This is a genomic window from Colidextribacter sp. OB.20, from assembly GCF_009911595.1.
Classification (GTDB): domain Bacteria; phylum Bacillota; class Clostridia; order Oscillospirales; family Oscillospiraceae; genus Lawsonibacter.
In genome coordinates this window covers 1-15,412 of record NZ_QWKG01000045.1, presented here as the reverse complement: position 1 = coordinate 15,412, position 15,412 = coordinate 1, and the positions used below count along the sequence as shown (strand labels likewise).

At 61.5% G+C, this 15,412-nt stretch carries 12 protein-coding genes; 9 read left to right on the top strand and 3 right to left on the bottom strand.

Annotation, left to right across the window (positions count from 1 at the left end; all coding sequences use genetic code 11):
* Window positions 1-20: 20 nt before the first annotated feature.
* Complete coding sequence (locus D1641_RS11820; RefSeq protein ID WP_160665922.1) at window positions 21-1,904, top strand: PrpR N-terminal domain-containing protein; 1,884 nt, start codon at window positions 21-23, stop codon at window positions 1,902-1,904.
* Window positions 1,905-1,940: 36 nt separating this feature from the next.
* Here D1641_RS11820 and D1641_RS11815 read toward each other — a convergent pair whose 3' ends face one another.
* Window positions 1,941-2,795: a hypothetical protein gene (locus D1641_RS11815; RefSeq protein ID WP_160665920.1), complete on the bottom strand. Its 855-nt coding sequence runs from the start codon at window positions 2,793-2,795 to the stop codon at window positions 1,941-1,943.
* Between the two features lie 405 nt (window positions 2,796-3,200).
* Here D1641_RS11815 and D1641_RS11810 point away from each other — a divergent pair, with 405 nt between their 5' ends.
* The 8 genes from D1641_RS11810 (at window position 3,201) to D1641_RS11775 (ending at window position 12,252) form a co-directional block, all read left to right on the top strand.
* On the top strand, window positions 3,201-4,325 hold the full coding sequence (locus D1641_RS11810) for a tripartite tricarboxylate transporter substrate-binding protein (RefSeq protein WP_160665918.1): 1,125 nt from the start codon (window positions 3,201-3,203) through the stop codon (window positions 4,323-4,325).
* Between the two features lie 103 nt (window positions 4,326-4,428).
* The gene (locus D1641_RS11805) at window positions 4,429-4,893 is read left to right on the top strand and encodes a tripartite tricarboxylate transporter TctB family protein (RefSeq protein ID WP_160665916.1); all 465 of its coding nucleotides are present in this window, start codon (window positions 4,429-4,431) and stop codon (window positions 4,891-4,893) included.
* Between the two features lie 19 nt (window positions 4,894-4,912).
* Window positions 4,913-6,415: a tripartite tricarboxylate transporter permease gene (locus D1641_RS11800; protein WP_160665915.1), complete on the top strand. Its 1,503-nt coding sequence runs from the start codon at window positions 4,913-4,915 to the stop codon at window positions 6,413-6,415.
* 12 nt (window positions 6,416-6,427) lie between these two features.
* On the top strand, window positions 6,428-7,948 hold the full coding sequence (locus D1641_RS11795) for a UxaA family hydrolase (protein ID WP_160665913.1): 1,521 nt from the start codon (window positions 6,428-6,430) through the stop codon (window positions 7,946-7,948).
* Between the two features lie 15 nt (window positions 7,949-7,963).
* Entirely contained in the window at window positions 7,964-8,875 is a 912-nt protein-coding gene (locus D1641_RS11790; RefSeq protein ID WP_160665911.1) for an AEC family transporter, read from the top strand.
* Window positions 8,876-9,130: 255 nt separating this feature from the next.
* On the top strand, window positions 9,131-10,009 hold the full coding sequence (garR, locus tag D1641_RS11785) for a 2-hydroxy-3-oxopropionate reductase (RefSeq protein WP_160665909.1): 879 nt from the start codon (window positions 9,131-9,133) through the stop codon (window positions 10,007-10,009).
* Window positions 10,010-10,089: 80 nt separating this feature from the next.
* Window positions 10,090-10,992, top strand: a complete 903-nt coding sequence (locus D1641_RS11780) for a dihydrodipicolinate synthase family protein (RefSeq protein ID WP_160665952.1) — start codon at window positions 10,090-10,092, stop codon at window positions 10,990-10,992.
* 21 nt (window positions 10,993-11,013) lie between these two features.
* Window positions 11,014-12,252 carry a glycerate kinase gene (locus tag D1641_RS11775; protein ID WP_160665907.1) on the top strand — a complete coding sequence of 413 codons (1,239 nt, stop codon included), beginning with the start codon at window positions 11,014-11,016 and terminating at the stop codon, window positions 12,250-12,252.
* 153 nt (window positions 12,253-12,405) lie between these two features.
* Here D1641_RS11775 and D1641_RS11770 read toward each other — a convergent pair whose 3' ends face one another.
* Together D1641_RS11770 and D1641_RS11765 are read right to left on the bottom strand one after the other, a co-directional pair.
* Window positions 12,406-14,307 (bottom strand): sigma 54-interacting transcriptional regulator, encoded by a 1,902-nt coding sequence (locus D1641_RS11770; RefSeq protein ID WP_160665906.1) that lies wholly within the window; start codon window positions 14,305-14,307, stop codon window positions 12,406-12,408.
* A gap of 251 nt (window positions 14,308-14,558) precedes the next feature.
* The gene (locus tag D1641_RS11765) at window positions 14,559-15,194 is read right to left on the bottom strand and encodes a recombinase family protein (protein WP_160665904.1); all 636 of its coding nucleotides are present in this window, start codon (window positions 15,192-15,194) and stop codon (window positions 14,559-14,561) included.
* Window positions 15,195-15,412 lie beyond the last annotated feature (218 nt).

The following is a 15,412-nucleotide window of genomic DNA, read 5'->3' as shown; positions in this document are numbered from 1 at the left end:
TGGATATGGAGGTGTTCTCTGTGGCCAAATTCGCGTTTATTTTACCCAGACCTGAGATGGTGGACATGGCCGGCAGAATCGCGGCGGAGCTGGATATGGAAGTGGTGCACAATGTCTCGGTTCCCACCACCCAGGTGGTGGCGGAGGCCCTGCGGGCGCAGACCCTGGGTGCGGGCATTCTGGTGGCCCGGGGGCGGCAGGCGTCCATTTTGAAGGAAAATACCGCCCTGCCCGTTGTGGAGCTGCAGCTCACCGGCCAGGAGATGGCCCTCTTCCTCCACCGGGCCAGGGCGATGGTGCCCCAGATCCCCTGTCCCAGAATCGGCATCGTGACCATCCAGAATATGGTGGGGGACCTGCGGTATTTTGATGAGATATGCGGAATCGAGCTGCATACCTACTTTGTCAGCGGCAACGCTGAGCTGGAGGAGGGGGCGGCCCGGGCGCTGGAGGACGGCATGGACGTGATCATGGGCGGCGACCTGGTCAACGAGTACTGCCACCGGCACAATAAGCTGACACTGTTTATCGGCAGCACCGACGACTCCATTCGTGCCGGACTGATCGCGGCCAGGAATGTGGGCTTCGCGGCGGACAAGGAGCACCGGAGCGCGGCCCGTCTCCAGACACTGCTGGACTATTCCTTCAACGGAATCATCGAGCTGGACGCCCGAGGCATGATCCTCCGGGCTAACGATATCGCCTGCAAGATACTGGACCGGGAGAGGCCCTCTCTGCTGGGGGTGCCCCTGTCCTCCCTGATGCCGGAGGGGGACGCCTCCGCCTGGGAGGATACGCTGAAAGAAAATCGGGAGATGTATTTCTCCGCCCTGGAGCTGGCCGGAATCGAGGTTGTGGCCAACGCCGCCCCCATCAAGCCGGGGGACAGCCTGGAGGGGATTGTGTTCTCCTTCTATGAGCTGCACTCCATGGAGCGGGAGGGGGAGCAGGCCCGGCGGGAGCGCTACCGCCTGTACCGCTATCTGGCCCGGGGGCGCTTTGAGCAGGTGGACCGGGAGAGCCCTGAGATGCAGCGCATTATCAAGCTGGCCCGCACCTTCGCCGCCACCTCCCAGCCTATCCTGATCCAGGGGGAGGTGGGCAGCCGGAAGTCCCTCTTCGCTCAGAGCATCCACAATGCCAGCGAGTATGCGGAGGGGCCCTTTGTCACCTTTCACTGTGAGAGCGGTCAGGCCGGACAGGGGGAGGCCCTGGCCCAGGCGGAGCGGGAGGCCAACAACGGCACGCTGTACCTCAACCGGCTGGACTGTCTGGCCCCGGAGGGACAGCACGTCCTGAGGCAGCTGATTGAGGAGGGCGTGATCTGGCAGAAGCGGGAGGGCCGTCCCCTTCCCGCCCAGGTGAGGATCATCGTTTCCATGCCGGGGGAGCTGTGGGACCTGGTGCGGGAGGGAAGGTTCCAGCCGGAGCTGTACTATCTGCTTGTCCCCATGCGCCTGAAAATGCCCCCGCTGCGCACCCGGCCCGACGATTTGGAGCGCACCATCGGCATGTGCCTGGACGACTGCGCCGCCCGGTTCAAGCGGTATGTGGTGCTGACGAAGGAGGCCCGCAGAGTGCTGCTGGAGTACCCCTGGCCGGGGAACTACACCCAGCTGCGCGCCTTTATGGAGCGCCTGATCCTTACCGCCCCGTCCCGCACCATAAACGACAACTATGTCCGCCGCCTGCTGGGTGAGCTCTATCCCGAGGCCTGCGCCGCGTCGGTCTCCGCCCCGGCAGACGGGCCGGCCTCAGAGGCCGCCGCGCTGCTCCAGGCCCTCGCCCGCAACCAGGGGAACCGGGCAGCCACCGCCGCGGAGCTGGGGATCAGCAAGACCACCCTCTGGCGGCGCATGAAGCGGTACGGACTGCAGGACCATTTTGAGAGCGAGGAGCCATAAAAAGGACGCCGCCAGCTTTTGGCGGCGCCTCTTTCGTTACAGCTGCCTTGCGATTTCCAGGATACGGCCCAGCTCCGGGAGGAGGTCAAAATTCAGCCACGCCTCGCCGGGAGGCTGACGCAGGCTCACCCTCCGCCACAGCAGGCGCTGGTGGAGGTACACCGACAGGACGCCGCCGGTGACCGCCATTGCCATGGGGGTTGGCGTGTAGCCCGCCAGCTCTTTCAGGCCGCTCAGGACAGGCTGGGCAGGCAGGGCGTCCTCCCGGCCTGTTATAACCACCCAGTCCTCCCTCAGCCAGCGGGGGAGCTCCTGCGCTGTGGGGCACAGACCGTCATGCCGGCCGAAGTAGGCGGCCCGGGAGCGGGGGTCCATCAGGTCCTGGCGAATCAGACGGCAATCCAGCCCGGTGTCCTGGGCCAGCTCCACCCGGACCCAGGTGCCGGTGAGGTACTCGGCCCTCTGGTGCTGGGCGTCCGAGTGAAAGAAGTTGCCCAGAACCACCTCCCCCACTTGAACCTCCCGGCCTCGCCACAGGCCGCGGCCCCCCTCCTTCTGGGTGACCGCGCCGGGGTCCTCCCCCACCGCCACCAGCCGGGGGTCTCTGACCTCAGCCTGGTCCAGGGCGGGAGAGGCGTAGGCGGCCTCCGCCAGGTAACGACCCAGTGAGAGGCGGATGGATGCCCGGATGCAGTCTCTCTGATATCCTCTGGCCCGGGGGCGGACTGCCAGAAGATAGAGTAATGCATTCAGTCCAAGGATTGCCAGGGTGGCGTGGCGGTGGATAAAATATGCCGACAGTGCCAGCACAGCCAGAGACAGACAGAGCAGATCAAGCAGGCGCAGCCTTTTGAACTGTATTCTGAGCTGAGAAAGCAATTCCTGATCCATAAATATTCTCCTTTGAAAAATAACGGTGGATTTGGAACTGACTATATCAGGTTTTCATGCGTCCGGCAAGGGGGTGTTTTACAAAAGGACGGAGAGATGGTTTGTGCGTTTATGCCAAAAAAACAGCGAATTTTTATGCAAAACAGTAAGAAGAGGTCATCAAGGCCGAAATATGAACCAACAAATGAAATACAGATGAAACAAAATGTTTCGACTTGCGTTTCATTAAGCGGAGCGCCTAATTCTACAGGTCCGTTTCAAGTGATTTTGTGAATGGAATTTGGAGGGCCGCTTTGATATGATACATACCGTAGTGAGGCGAGACCAACCCGGTTTCCCAAAGGTTCCCCGGAATTCCAGCTCAACGCCAAAAGATTTCAACACTTAGAAAGGCAGGATGAAACAATGAAACTGAAGAAACTGACAGCTCTGCTCCTTTCCGCCGCCATGACAATCGGCCTGCTGGCCGGCTGCGGCAACAAGACCAGTCAGCCCAGCGGCGGCTCCAACGCGGGTCAGTCCAGCGGCGGCAGCTCCAGCGCGGGCCAGCCCAGCGGCGGCGGCGACTCCGGCGACTCCAGCCTGAAGGGCAAGCGGGTGCGCGTGGTCATCGGCTCCACCTCCACCGGCGGCGACTCCTACATGATCGCCGACATGGTCACCCGCTATCTGGGCGAGGAGATGGGCTTTAACGGCAAGGTGGACCCCGTAGGCAACGCCGCCGCTCTGGACGCCATCTCCACCGCCAAGGGAGACGGCACCACCATCATGATGTTCCACGACATGACCTTCCTCAGCGTGATGTTCGGCGCTGTGGACGCCAAGTACGGCCTGGAGAACATGACCGTGGGTCCCCGCATCGGTCAGAATCCCGGCGGCTGCTTCGCCGCCCATGCCGACGCCCCCTATGATTCCATCGCCGGCGCTGCCGAGTGGCTGAAGAGCAACCCCGACAAGACTGTCCGCGTGAACATCGAGGCCGGCGGAGCCTCCCACCTGGTCTTTGCCGCCTACTGGCTGTGGATTCAGGAGACCTACGGCGACGACGTAGCCAACCGGGTAAAGGCCATCGTCGGCGGCTCCACCGACGAGAAGAAGCAGCGCCTGTGGGACAACAACGCTGACATCATCTACGGCGACTACTCCGCTTTTTCCGAGTTTACCAAGGAGGGCGTGGACGCCCAGCTGGCTATGAAGATGATGGACCCCGCCGACAAGATCGAGGGCGTGGACCTGCCCACCATGGCGGACAACGGCGTAACCTTCGACGGCGCCCCCTATGTCTACTCCAAGGAGTTCGCCATGTATTTCCCCAAGGACATGGACCAGGGTATCCTGGACGAGATCACCGCCGCCATGCAGAAGGTCTGTGAGAACCCCGACTTCCAGGCTGAGATGGCCGCTATGAAGTATAAGACCGTTTCCGCCGGCGACACCGCCCTGGCCGCCTCTCAGGAGTTTATCCAGGCCAAGTCCGACACCTGCAAGAAGATCATCGACATCGCTCCCTCGCTGGACAGCCTGACCTGAACCGGCACGTACATCCGAATCATGTAGAAACTACCGCCGGAGCGCTGGCATACGGCGCCCCGGCGGTATCGCATTTCAGTAACAGAAAGGCAGTGAATTGTCTATGGGAGACTTATTCCGCATTGATGTGGTCTACTCCACCCAGCACTGGATATTTCCTACCATCATCATCTCCATCCTTGTCATCCTGGGGCTGGTCATTCTGGTGACCGAGGGGATGGGGCGTGTCAAGGCCGGCAAGGGCTTTTTTACCAAGCCCGGGCGTTTTTTTGCTGAGAACTATGACAAGGTAAAGCTCTGGGGCTGCGTCGTTCTAATGGTCGCCTACTTCTTCCTGCTGGACAAAATCGGCTTTACCGTATGCTCCATCATCTTTGTGTTCCTGTTCAACACCCTCTTTGCCGGTCCGGCCCGGATGAAGGATGTGCGGTATCATGTGGTGAGCGTGATTATCTCGGTGGTGTCGGTTCTGATTATCAGCATCCTGTTCGGCACCGTGTTCGACATCACCCTGCCTGACGGCGTCTGCACCATCTGGATTCAGAGCCTGGGCATCACAATTTTCTAAGAAAGGCTGGTGAACCTGTATGCCATTTGCCATCGGTCCTGAGTATATTGCCGTGGCCCTCCTGGGCGTGGTCATCGGCATCATTTTCGGCGCGATCCCCGGCATGACGGCCACCATGGCCGTGGCTGTGTTCCTCCCTCTGACCTACGCCTACTCCATGGAGATGGCCCTGTATCTGCTGCTGGGCCTCTATGTGGGCGGCATCTCCGGAGGCCTGGTGCCTGCCATCCTGATCTCCATCCCCGGCACGCCGTCGTCGGTGTGCACCACCTTTGACGGCCACCCCATGGCCCTTCGGGGCGAGAGTGAGCGGGCGCTGAAGATCGGCGTCACCGCCTCCTTCTTCGGCGGTCTGATCTCCCTGGCGGTGCTGGCCCTGTTCACCCCCATTCTGGCGGGCTGGGCCATCAAATTCTCCGCCGTGGAGAAGTTCCTGATTATCCTCTTTGCCCTCACCGTCATCGCCGCCCTGTCCAAGGGGCAGATGCTCCGGGGCATCTGGATCGGCCTGCTGGGCGTGCTCATCGCCATGATGAACCAGTTCTCGGTAAACAACGCCTACCGGATGGTGCCCGACGGCCTGAAAACCTATATGCAGGGCGGCTTCCAGCTCTTCCCGGTGCTCATCGGCCTGTTCGCCATGGCGGAGATGTTTGAGCAGTGTGAGACCGGAATGCACGCCAAATATTCCAAGGACGACTCCGCCGGCATCGGCGAAAATGTGAAGTTCCGCTTCTCCGACTTCAAGGGGCAGGTCATCAATGTGTTCCGCTCCTCCCTCATCGGCACCTTTATGGGCATCCTCCCCGGCGTGGGCGGCTCCGCAGCCTCCCTGATCGCCTACTCCCAGGCCAAGAGCTGGTCCAAGCACCCCGAGCTGCTGGGCACCGGCGTGCCCGAGGGCCTGATCGCCTCCGAGTCCTCCAACAACGGCCTCACCGGCGGCGCCCTGGTGCCCCTGCTGAGCCTGGGCATCCCCGGCGACTCCACCACCGCCGTGCTCATCGGGGCCTTTATGCTCCAGGGCGTGCAGGTGGGCCCCCTGTTCATCACCAACAACCCCGAGGTGTGGAACACCATCCTGGTGGCTCTGCTGATCTGCAACGTGCTCATGTTCCTGGTGATGTTCTTCCCCGTCAAGCTGCTGGCCAAGGTCATCCTGATCCCCCAGGAGCGGCTGTACCCCGTGGTGCTGATGATGTGCTCCGTGGGCGCCTACGCCACCCTGAACGGCCGGATGTTCGACGTGTGGTGCCTGCTGCTCTTCGGCGTGGTGGGCTACCTGCTGAAAAAGCTGCACTTCCCGGTGTCCTGCTTCCTCATTGGCTTTATTCTGGGCCGGGACCTGGAGAACTACTTCATCCAGGCCATCACCGCCTACAACGGCCATCTCACCGGATTCTTTGTCCGGCCAATGGGCTGGGTCATCTGGGCCCTGATTATCATCTTTGTGGCCTATGCTATCCTGGATAACCGCAAAAGCAAGAAGAGGAATCGGACAGCGGCCATGAAGGGTGAGTAAGGAGGAGTGCATATGTCCGCGCCTTTATACATCAAGGTAAAAGAACAGGACAATGTGGCTATCGCGGTCCACGATATCGCCGCCGGCGTGGAGGTCATGCCCGGGGTCATCACCCGGCAGGATATCCCCCAAGCCCACAAGATCGCCCTGACCCACATCCCCAGGGGCGGTGAAATCGTCCGCTACGGGGTGGTCCTGGGCTATGCCAGGGACGACATTCCCGTGGGCAGCTGGATCAACGAGCACATGCTGGACCTGCCCCAGACCCCCGGCCTGGACGACATGCCCTTCGGCACCAGTATCGTCCCTCCGGAGGCCCTGCCCGACCCCACCCGGAAAACCTGGATGGGCTACCGGAACAAAACCGGCCCCGCCGGAACCCGAAACCTGCTGGGCATTGTCACCACCGTCCAGTGCGCCGCCGGCGTGCTGAATGTGGCGGTGGAGCGGATCAGGCGGGAGCTGCTGCCAGGCTATCCCAATGTGGAGGGCGTGGTGGCGGTGACCCACCCCTATGGCTGCGGGGTTGCCATCAAGGCCCGGGAGGCCCACATCCCCATCCGGGCGGTCACCAACCTCATCCGCCACCCCAACTTCGGTGGGGAGGTTATGGTGGTGGGCCTGGGCTGTGAGAAGCTGACCTACGACATGGTCCTTCCCCCGGAGGATATCACCCCGGAGAACACCCTGACCCTCCAGGACTACCCCGGCCACGACGCCATGATGGAGGCTATCCTGGCGATGGCCGACAAAAAGCTGCAAAGCCTGAACCGGCGTGTCCGGGAGGAGCTGCCCCTGAGCGAGCTGCTCATTGGGATGCAGTGCGGCGGCAGCGACGCATTTTCCGGCCTGACCGCCAATCCCAGTGCCGGCTACGCCGCCGACATGCTGGTCAAGGGCGGGGCCACTGTCCTGTTCAGCGAGGTCACCGAGGTCCGGGACGGCGTTCACCTGCTGGCCGCCCGGTGCCGGGACGAGGCCGCCCGGGATAAGCTGGCCGCCGAAATGCGCTGGTACGACCAGTATCTGGAGGCCGGCGGGGTGGACCGGGACGCCAACCCCACCCCGGGCAACAAGAAGGGCGGCCTGGCAAACATTGTGGAGAAGGCTATGGGCTCCATCGCCAAATCGGGGATGGCCCCCATTGAGGAGGTCCTCTCCCCGGCGGAACGGCCCACCAGGCACGGCCTGATCTACGCCGCCACGCCCGCCAGCGACATCGTCTGCGGCCCCTCCCAGCTGGCCAGCGGCATCGGACTCCAGGTCTTTATGACCGGCCGGGGGACTCCCTACGGCCTGGCCGCCGCCCCGGTTATCAAGGTCTGCTCCCGCAATGAGATGAAGGAGCACTGGTTCGACATGATCGACGTAAACGCCGGCCCTGTCGCCACTGGGGAAAAGACCATCGCCCAGGTGGGAACCGAGCTGTTTGAGCTGATTCTGGACGTAGCCAGCGGGGTGAAGCAGCCCTACTCCGACCAGTATGGCTTCCACAATGACCTGTGTATCTTCAACCCGGCGCCCATTACCTGAGAAAAGAGGGGTAGGATGGACACATTTTTAAGGATGGCGGACACCCAATCCATCCTGTTCATCTATATCGCGGTGGGCTATGGATGCCGGAAATCCGGGCTGTTCGACAACAGCACCCGGGGGAAGCTGACCGACTTCGTGCTGATGATTACCCTGCCCTGCATGGTATTTCAGTCCTTTAACATGCCCTTCAGCCTGGACATTCTGCGCCAGGGAGCGCTGGCCCTGGCCGCGGCCAGCGGGATGGCCCTTGTGGCCGCCCTGCTGGGACGGGTGCTGTACAGCTGTTTTCCGGAGGAGAAACGGACCGTGATGCGCTACGGCACCCTGGTGAGCAACTCGGGCTTCGCCGGACTGCCGGTGGTCAGCGGAGCTTACGGGACCCAGGGGCTGTTCCTGGCCTCCTTCTTCATCATCCCCACCCGGGTTCTGATGTGGACCGCCGGAATCTCCATGTTCAGCCGGGCGGGGGCGGAAAAGGGCTGGCTGAAAAAGGTGATGCTCAACCCGGCCATTGTCGCGGTATATCTGGGGCTGGTGCGGATGGCGTTTCAGCTTCCTCTCCCGGGATTTTTAGACACCGCCCTGGACCGCCTTGGCGACTGCACCTCTCCCATGGCGATGGCCCTGGTGGGGGCCATCCTGGCCGACGTGCCCCTGAGGGACATGTTTGAGGGGAAGGTGTTTTACCTGATTGCGGTGCGGCAGCTGGCACTGCCTCTGCTGTGCCTGGCAGGGCTGACCCTGCTGGGGGTGGACAGCCTGACCGTCGGGGTGAGCGTGGCTCTGACCGGGATGCCGGTGGGCTCCAGCACCGCCATGCTGGCGCAGAAATACGGGGCGGACGCCCAGTTCGCCTCAAAATGCGTGTTTCTCTCCACGGTGACCAGCCTGGTGACCGTGCCGGTTCTGACCCTTCTGCTGTGAATATGGATGCAGCAAATTCACCCGGCCAAACAGGACGGAACGTCCTTTTGGAATAAAACCAGGGCTTGTTTGAAAAATGTTAATTCGCCCAAGGGACGGGTCTTTTTCCGCCATGCTGCCCCAATTTTTCTTGAAATATATCCCGTATTCCTGCAAAAAATTGTGTTTGTCTGGCAGAAAAATCCCTCGCCGCTGTGCATATTTTTATTTTTCAATCAGCGCCTATTTAACTTTTTAATAAACGGAGGTAAAATTATGAAAATCGGATTGATCGGACTGGGCATCATGGGCAAGCCCATGGCAAAGAACATGCTGAAGGCCGGCTATGACCTGACCGTCAGCGACCTGAACAAGGCCGCCGTGGACGAGGTGGTGGCCTGCGGCGCCAAGAGCGCCACCAACGCCGAAATCGGCGAGAGCTGCGACGTGGTGCTCACCATGGTGCCCAACAGCCCCCAGGTGAAGGCCGTCATGCTGGGTGAGGACGGCGTGGCCGCCCATATGAAGCCCGGCGCCGTGTTCATCGACATGAGCTCCATCAACCCCGTGGCCTCCAAGGAGATCGCCGCCGAGCTGGCTAAGAAGAACATCGAGATGCTGGACGCCCCCGTCTCCGGCGGCGAGCCCAAGGCCATCGACGGCACCCTGTCCTTCATGGTGGGCGGCAAGCAGGAGGTCTTTGACAAGTATAAGCCCCTGCTGGAGTCTATGGGCGCCTCCATCGTCCACTGCGGCGACGTGGGCGCGGGCAACACCACCAAGCTGGCCAACCAGATCATTGTGGCCTGCAACATCCAGGCCCTGTCCGAGGCCCTGACCCTGGCTAAGATGGCGGGGGTGGAGCCCCAGCTGGTCTTTGACGCCATCCGGGGCGGCCTGGCCGGCTCCACCGTTATGGACGCCAAGGCCCCCATGATGATTGCCGCCAACGACAAGCCCGGCTTCAAGATCGACCTGCACATCAAGGACCTGAACAACGCCCTGGACTGTGCCCACAGCTTCGGCGCCCCCGTCCCCATGACAGCCGCCGTCCAGGAGATCTTCCAGTGGCTGCACAACAACGGCTGCGGCCAGGACGACCACAGCTCCATCATCAAGTACTACAAGAAGCTGACCGGACTGGAGTCTCTGTGAGCTGCCTCCCTCCCGCCCCGGCGGGGCGGGAGGGTCAGGCGCCATATTTTATAAAAACAGGAAAGCGCAGGTGATTTGTCATAAATACCGATTTTATCAAGGGCGTAATCGTTCCCATTCTGACCCCCATCGACGGGGAGGAACGGATTGACGAGGCGAAAATGCGGGCCCAGGTGGACTATGTCATTGAAGGCGGTGTGAGCGGCATTCTCGCCTTTGGCAGCAATGGCGAGTTTTATATGATCGAAGAGGACGAGATGGAGCGCGGTCTGAAAATCATGGTGGACCAGGCCGCGGGCCGTGTGCCCGTCTACTTCGGCATCGGGGCCATCAGCACCAAAAAGTGCTGCCGCCTGGCCCGGATGGCGGTGAGCAGCGGAGCGACAGGCATCAGCGTGCTCCAGCCCATGTTCCTCAAGCCCACCCGGGCGGAGCTGCTGGGCCATTTCAAGGCCATTGCCGCCAGCGTCCCCGATGTGCCCATGCTCCTGTATAACAATCCAGGCCGGGTGGGGTATACCCTCACCGCCGATCTGGTGGAGGAGCTGGCCCGCACGGTGGATAATATCGTGGGCATGAAGGACACCAGCGGCGACATTACCCTGACCTCGGAGTTCATCCGCCGCACCCGTGACACAGGCTTCAAGGTCTTTGGCGGCAAGGATACCCTGCTTTACGCCAGCATGTGCCACGGCGCGGTGGGCGGCGTATGCACGGCGGCCAACTTTATGCCGGAGCTGATTACAGACGTCTACAACAAATTTGTGGCCGGTGACCTGAGGGGGAGCCTGGAGGCCCAGTTCAAGCTGAATCCTGTCCGGCTGGCTATGGACCCCGCCAGCTTCCCGGTGGCGGCCAAGGATATGGCCATCCTGCGGGGGCGGGATGTGGGCGTGCCCTATCTGCCCAACCTGCCCACCCCTGAGGGGCCCGCCCGCCAGGGCTTTGCAGACACCATGAAGAAGGCAGGACTGCTGGACTGACCTTCCAAAGGAGGGCTTTACATGAATCAAACTTTGCGTCAGGACGCGGACTGGATCGTCCGCTCCGCCATCGCCCGGGTCATGCCCGGGGAGGCTGTCCGCCGGGCTCTGGAGGGCCGGAGCTTCGGCCCAGGGCGGCTGATTCTGGTCTCTGCGGGCAAGGCCGGCTGGTCCATGGGCAGGACCGCCTGGGACTGCCTGGGGGACAAAATCAGCGAGGGAATCGTCATCACCAAGCACGGCCAGGCGGAGGGCCCCATAGGGCCCCTTCTGGTCCGGGAGGCGGGCCACCCCGTCCCCGACGGCGGCACCTTCTCCGCCACGGCGGAGGCCCTGGAGCTCACCCAAGGACTGACGGCGGAGGACACCGTCCTCTTTCTCCTGTCGGGAGGGGGCTCCGCCCTCTTCGAGTCCCCACTGGTCCCCCGGGAGGAGCTCCAGGACATCACCAGGCAGCTGCTGGCCTGCGGAGCGGACATCGTGGAGATGAACACCATCCGCAAGCGGCTGTCCGCCGTCAAGGGCGGGCGGTTCGCCCGGCACTGCGCCCCGGCCAGGGTGTTCGCGGTGGTCCTCTCCGACATCATCGGCGACCCTCTGGACATGATTGCCTCCGGCCCCGCTTATCCGGACACCTCCACCTGTGCCGATGCCAGGCGGATTGTGGCGCAATACGGGCTGAAGCTGTCCCCCCAGGCCAGGGAGCTGCTGGACCGGGAGACCCCCAAGGAGCTGGATAATGTGGAGACCCGGATCACCGGCTCCGTCCGGGAGCTGTGCGGGGCCGCGGCGGACGTGTGCCGGGAGCTGGGCTATGAGCCCGTGATCCTCACCGACTGCCTGGACTGCGAGGCCCGGGAGGCGGGGGCGTTTTTAGCCAGCGTCGCCCGGACCCATCAGGACACGGAGAGGTCCCTGGCCTTCCTGGCTGGGGGAGAGACTGTGGTCCATCTGACAGGACAGGGACTGGGGGGGCGCAACCAGGAGCTGGCCCTCTCCGCCGCCCGGGGCATCGAGGGCCTTCGGAACACCGCAGTTTTCTCCGTGGGCAGCGACGGCACCGACGGCCCCACCGACGCCGCCGGCGGCTGGGTGGACGGGGACACCGCCCGGGAGCTCCGGGAGCAGGGAGTGGACCTCTTCTCCGTGCTGAAGGACAACGACGCATACCACGCGCTGGAGAAGTCCGGCGGTCTGATCATGACCGGCGGCACCGGGACCAATGTAAACGATGTGGCAGTGGTGCTGATCCGCCGCTGAGCCGCAGCTTGATCTGGATGGAAGCATCGGGAGCCGCGAAAACGCGGCTCCCGATGTGTTTTATAGCAATCGTCAAAATTCATGACACCCTGCAGGAGCGCACATTGTGCGCCCCTGCAGACTACTGTCGGGTATTCCGCATATTGCTATAGGTCAGTAGGAGTAGTCCTCTCCAATGCCGTATTTTTTCATATACCGCCACAGGGTGGTCTTGCTGACCCCCAGCTCCTCCGCCACCAGCTGGCGGTTCCCGCCATGCCTGCGGAGCAGTCCGGCGATTTTGGCGGCCCGCTCGTCCTTGAACACCACCACCTGATCTGTCTCCGGAAGAGTGACCGGGGTGAGCTGCTCCAGCTGTCGGCGGAGGAATACCTCGTCGATGTTTCGCTTTTCCGTCAGCAGGACCATGCGCTGACAGATGTTGTTCATCTGGTCCAGATTTCCGGGCCAGTCGCAGCGCTCCAGAAAATTTTTGGCCCCTTGGGTCAGATTGATATATCTCTGATATTTGGCCTGCCAGTCATCCAGATAAAACTTGACCCATCCCAGCACCTCCTCCCTGCGGCGGCGCAGGGGCGGGAGCTCCAGCGTCAGAACGCTGAGGGCGTAATACAGGTCGGCACGGAACTGCCCACTCTTCACCCGGGAGGACAGGCTGGCCGTGGTGGAGGCGATGACCCGGATATTGACCGCACAGGGGCGGCTGTTTCCGTTATGCAGGTATTTTCCCCGGATCAGGTCCAGGAGCTTGAACTGAAGCTCAGGGGACAGCGCCTCCACATGTGATAAAAACAGCGTGCCCTCCCGGGCGGCCTCGGCCACACAGACAGGGGTGTCCTTATGCGTGGAGTAGTGGCCGAACAGCATGGTATCCAGCGTCTCCGAGGGGTAGGCGCCGCAGTCCAGGTGGATAAAAGCGTTTTGGGGCGATAGGCCTTCATTGTGGATGCACTGGGCCACCATGCCCTTTCCGCAGCCGGCCTCCCCGGAGATCAGGATAGGGGCGCCGCACCCGGCAGCCCGCCTGGCCAGGGCGATAAGCCGGGCGCTCTCCTCGCAGGAAAAGGGGAGGCGGTCAAAGGTATAGCGGGCGATATACCCCCGCTGATACAGCTCCCGGTGCAGCTCCGCGCCCATCTCCACAATCCTGGACCCCTCCTGAAAGGTCAGCACCGCGCCCGTCACAGCGCCGTCAATCAGGATGGGCGCGACGTTGACCACAACCTCCCGCTGCTGGATCAGGAAAAGGCTGGCGAAGGTCTCAGCTCCCTCCTTAAGCGTCTTATCCAGTACGGCCCGGGTCAGCTGGGGGAGTACCTCCAGCACATTTTTCCCGATCATATCCGCAGGGAGAAGGTTGAACAAATTGAAAACCACTCGGTTGGCCCGGAAGATTGTCCCGTCGGAGTCAATCTGCATAATACCGCTGAAGGTAAAATCCAGCATGGTGTTCATCTCTGCGCTGTTGCTTTTTTCCAGATCAATCGCATAGCAGATCCGGTCCGCCGTGCCGAAGGCGTCCCGCAGGGTCTCTTCGCCGGAGGGGATAAAGCGGCAAGGCAGATTCAGCGCCTGAGCTTTGGCACAGACGGCGTCACCGCCGATGACGGCCTGACAGCCATCCTCTAGCGCACGGTTGACCGATGCCTCCAGATCATCGCTGTCCCCGGCCAAATAGCGACAGAGCTCCACCTGAAACAGCTCCTGAAAGCGGGAGGTGTCACACAGCATATTGGCAAAGCTGATGATTCCAATCCGGGGCTGATTTATCTGCAATTCCTGTTTCAGATCCAAAACAAGGGAGCCCAGCTCCTGGGCGGCTGTGCGAATTTCAACCACCGGCAGCTTGACGCTCTGCTTAATCAGCCTGGCCTGGAGTCCCCGGGCGATAATCAGGTCGCAGCCCTGACAGGCCAGCTCCAAGGCGCGGCCCCCAATTTCCTCTGTTCTTGCGTACTCGATACACATGGGGACAATGTGTGGATAATCCCTCAACAGGGACCGGGCTGGATCACACATCTCAGCGTGTGGGACCAGAACGGCAACCTTTGCCACTTTCCACCATTCCTTTCCGGCACCAGATAATCATCGCTGCGTTTTTTTGGATGATTACCATCTGTGTGCTTGAAATATACAAAAATATACCACAGACAGCAAATTCCTTCAAGCTGTTTAGAGGCTGCAGCCGGCTGCGCTGTTAATCTGTGGTTTCAACCCACGCGCTTCCTATCGTCAATGTGAGGTGTGGAGGGATTATGGGATGTACACAGGGAGATTTCAGAAGGACCGGGATACAGACCGGCAAATCACCTGCGCAGTATCACCTGTCTTGTGAGCCCCTGGCTGGCCCCCCACTCTGTTGCCCGGCGGGTGAAGGTTTTTCGGGAGATGCCCAGCATTTCTCCGGCGTCAGTGGCGGTGACATATCCGTTCCACCAGTCCTCCGCCAGCTCCTCGAAGCCCTCCGGCATGGGGATGCGCTCCGGGCCGAAGCGGACCCCGCGCTCCAGCGCCGCCGCGATGCCCTCTGCCTGACGCTGGTGGATAAACTCCCGCTCTGTCTGGGCCACATAGCTGAGCAGCTGGAGCACGATATCCGCCACCAGCGTGCCGGTCAGGTCACGGCCCTCCCGGGTGTCCAGCAGAGGCATGTCCAGCACGACGATGGCGGCGCCCTTTGTCTTGGTGAGGCAGGCCCACTGCTCCAATATTTCCTTGTAATTCCGCCCCAGCCGGTCGATGCTCTTGACCACCAGCACATCTCCAGGCTGGAGCACCTGAACCAGTTGCTGGTACAGGGGGCGGTCAAAATTTTTCCCCGACTGCTTCTCCACGGTGATATGCTCCAGAGACACACCGAACTCCCGCAGAGCCGCCACCTGCCTGTCCTCTTTCTGGCCTCGGGTGGATACGCGGGCATAGCCGTACATCGTCTTTGACATCCCGACCCTCCTCTCTTTTTCTCTGGGATGTCAGTATTATAAGGCGGATTACAGCGGACGAGGCAGCTTATTATCAAGTTTTTATGGAATATACTGTTGGAAAACAGCTGTTCCAGGGCACTTACTGCACCGAATAGAGCTAAAAACGCGGCCAGGTTGTATACAACCTGGCCGCGTTTTTATAGCCGTTTCAATAATACATATCGGCAGTCTTTCCT

What these genes read in the sequence shown, in the direction of transcription:
- D1641_RS11815 (WP_160665920.1), bottom strand. Translation starts at nt 2,795, where the DNA reads ATGGATCAGGAATTGCTTTCTCAGCTCAGAATACAGTTCAAAAGGCTG.
- D1641_RS11810 (WP_160665918.1), top strand. Translation starts at nt 3,201, where the DNA reads ATGAAACTGAAGAAACTGACAGCTCTGCTCCTTTCCGCCGCCATGACA.
- D1641_RS11805 (WP_160665916.1), top strand. Translation starts at nt 4,429, where the DNA reads ATGGGAGACTTATTCCGCATTGATGTGGTCTACTCCACCCAGCACTGG.
- D1641_RS11800 (WP_160665915.1), top strand. Translation starts at nt 4,913, where the DNA reads ATGCCATTTGCCATCGGTCCTGAGTATATTGCCGTGGCCCTCCTGGGC.
- D1641_RS11795 (WP_160665913.1), top strand. Translation starts at nt 6,428, where the DNA reads ATGTCCGCGCCTTTATACATCAAGGTAAAAGAACAGGACAATGTGGCT.
- D1641_RS11790 (WP_160665911.1), top strand. Translation starts at nt 7,964, where the DNA reads ATGGACACATTTTTAAGGATGGCGGACACCCAATCCATCCTGTTCATC.
- garR (WP_160665909.1), top strand. Translation starts at nt 9,131, where the DNA reads ATGAAAATCGGATTGATCGGACTGGGCATCATGGGCAAGCCCATGGCA.
- D1641_RS11775 (WP_160665907.1), top strand. Translation starts at nt 11,014, where the DNA reads ATGAATCAAACTTTGCGTCAGGACGCGGACTGGATCGTCCGCTCCGCC.
- D1641_RS11765 (WP_160665904.1), bottom strand. Translation starts at nt 15,194, where the DNA reads ATGTCAAAGACGATGTACGGCTATGCCCGCGTATCCACCCGAGGCCAG.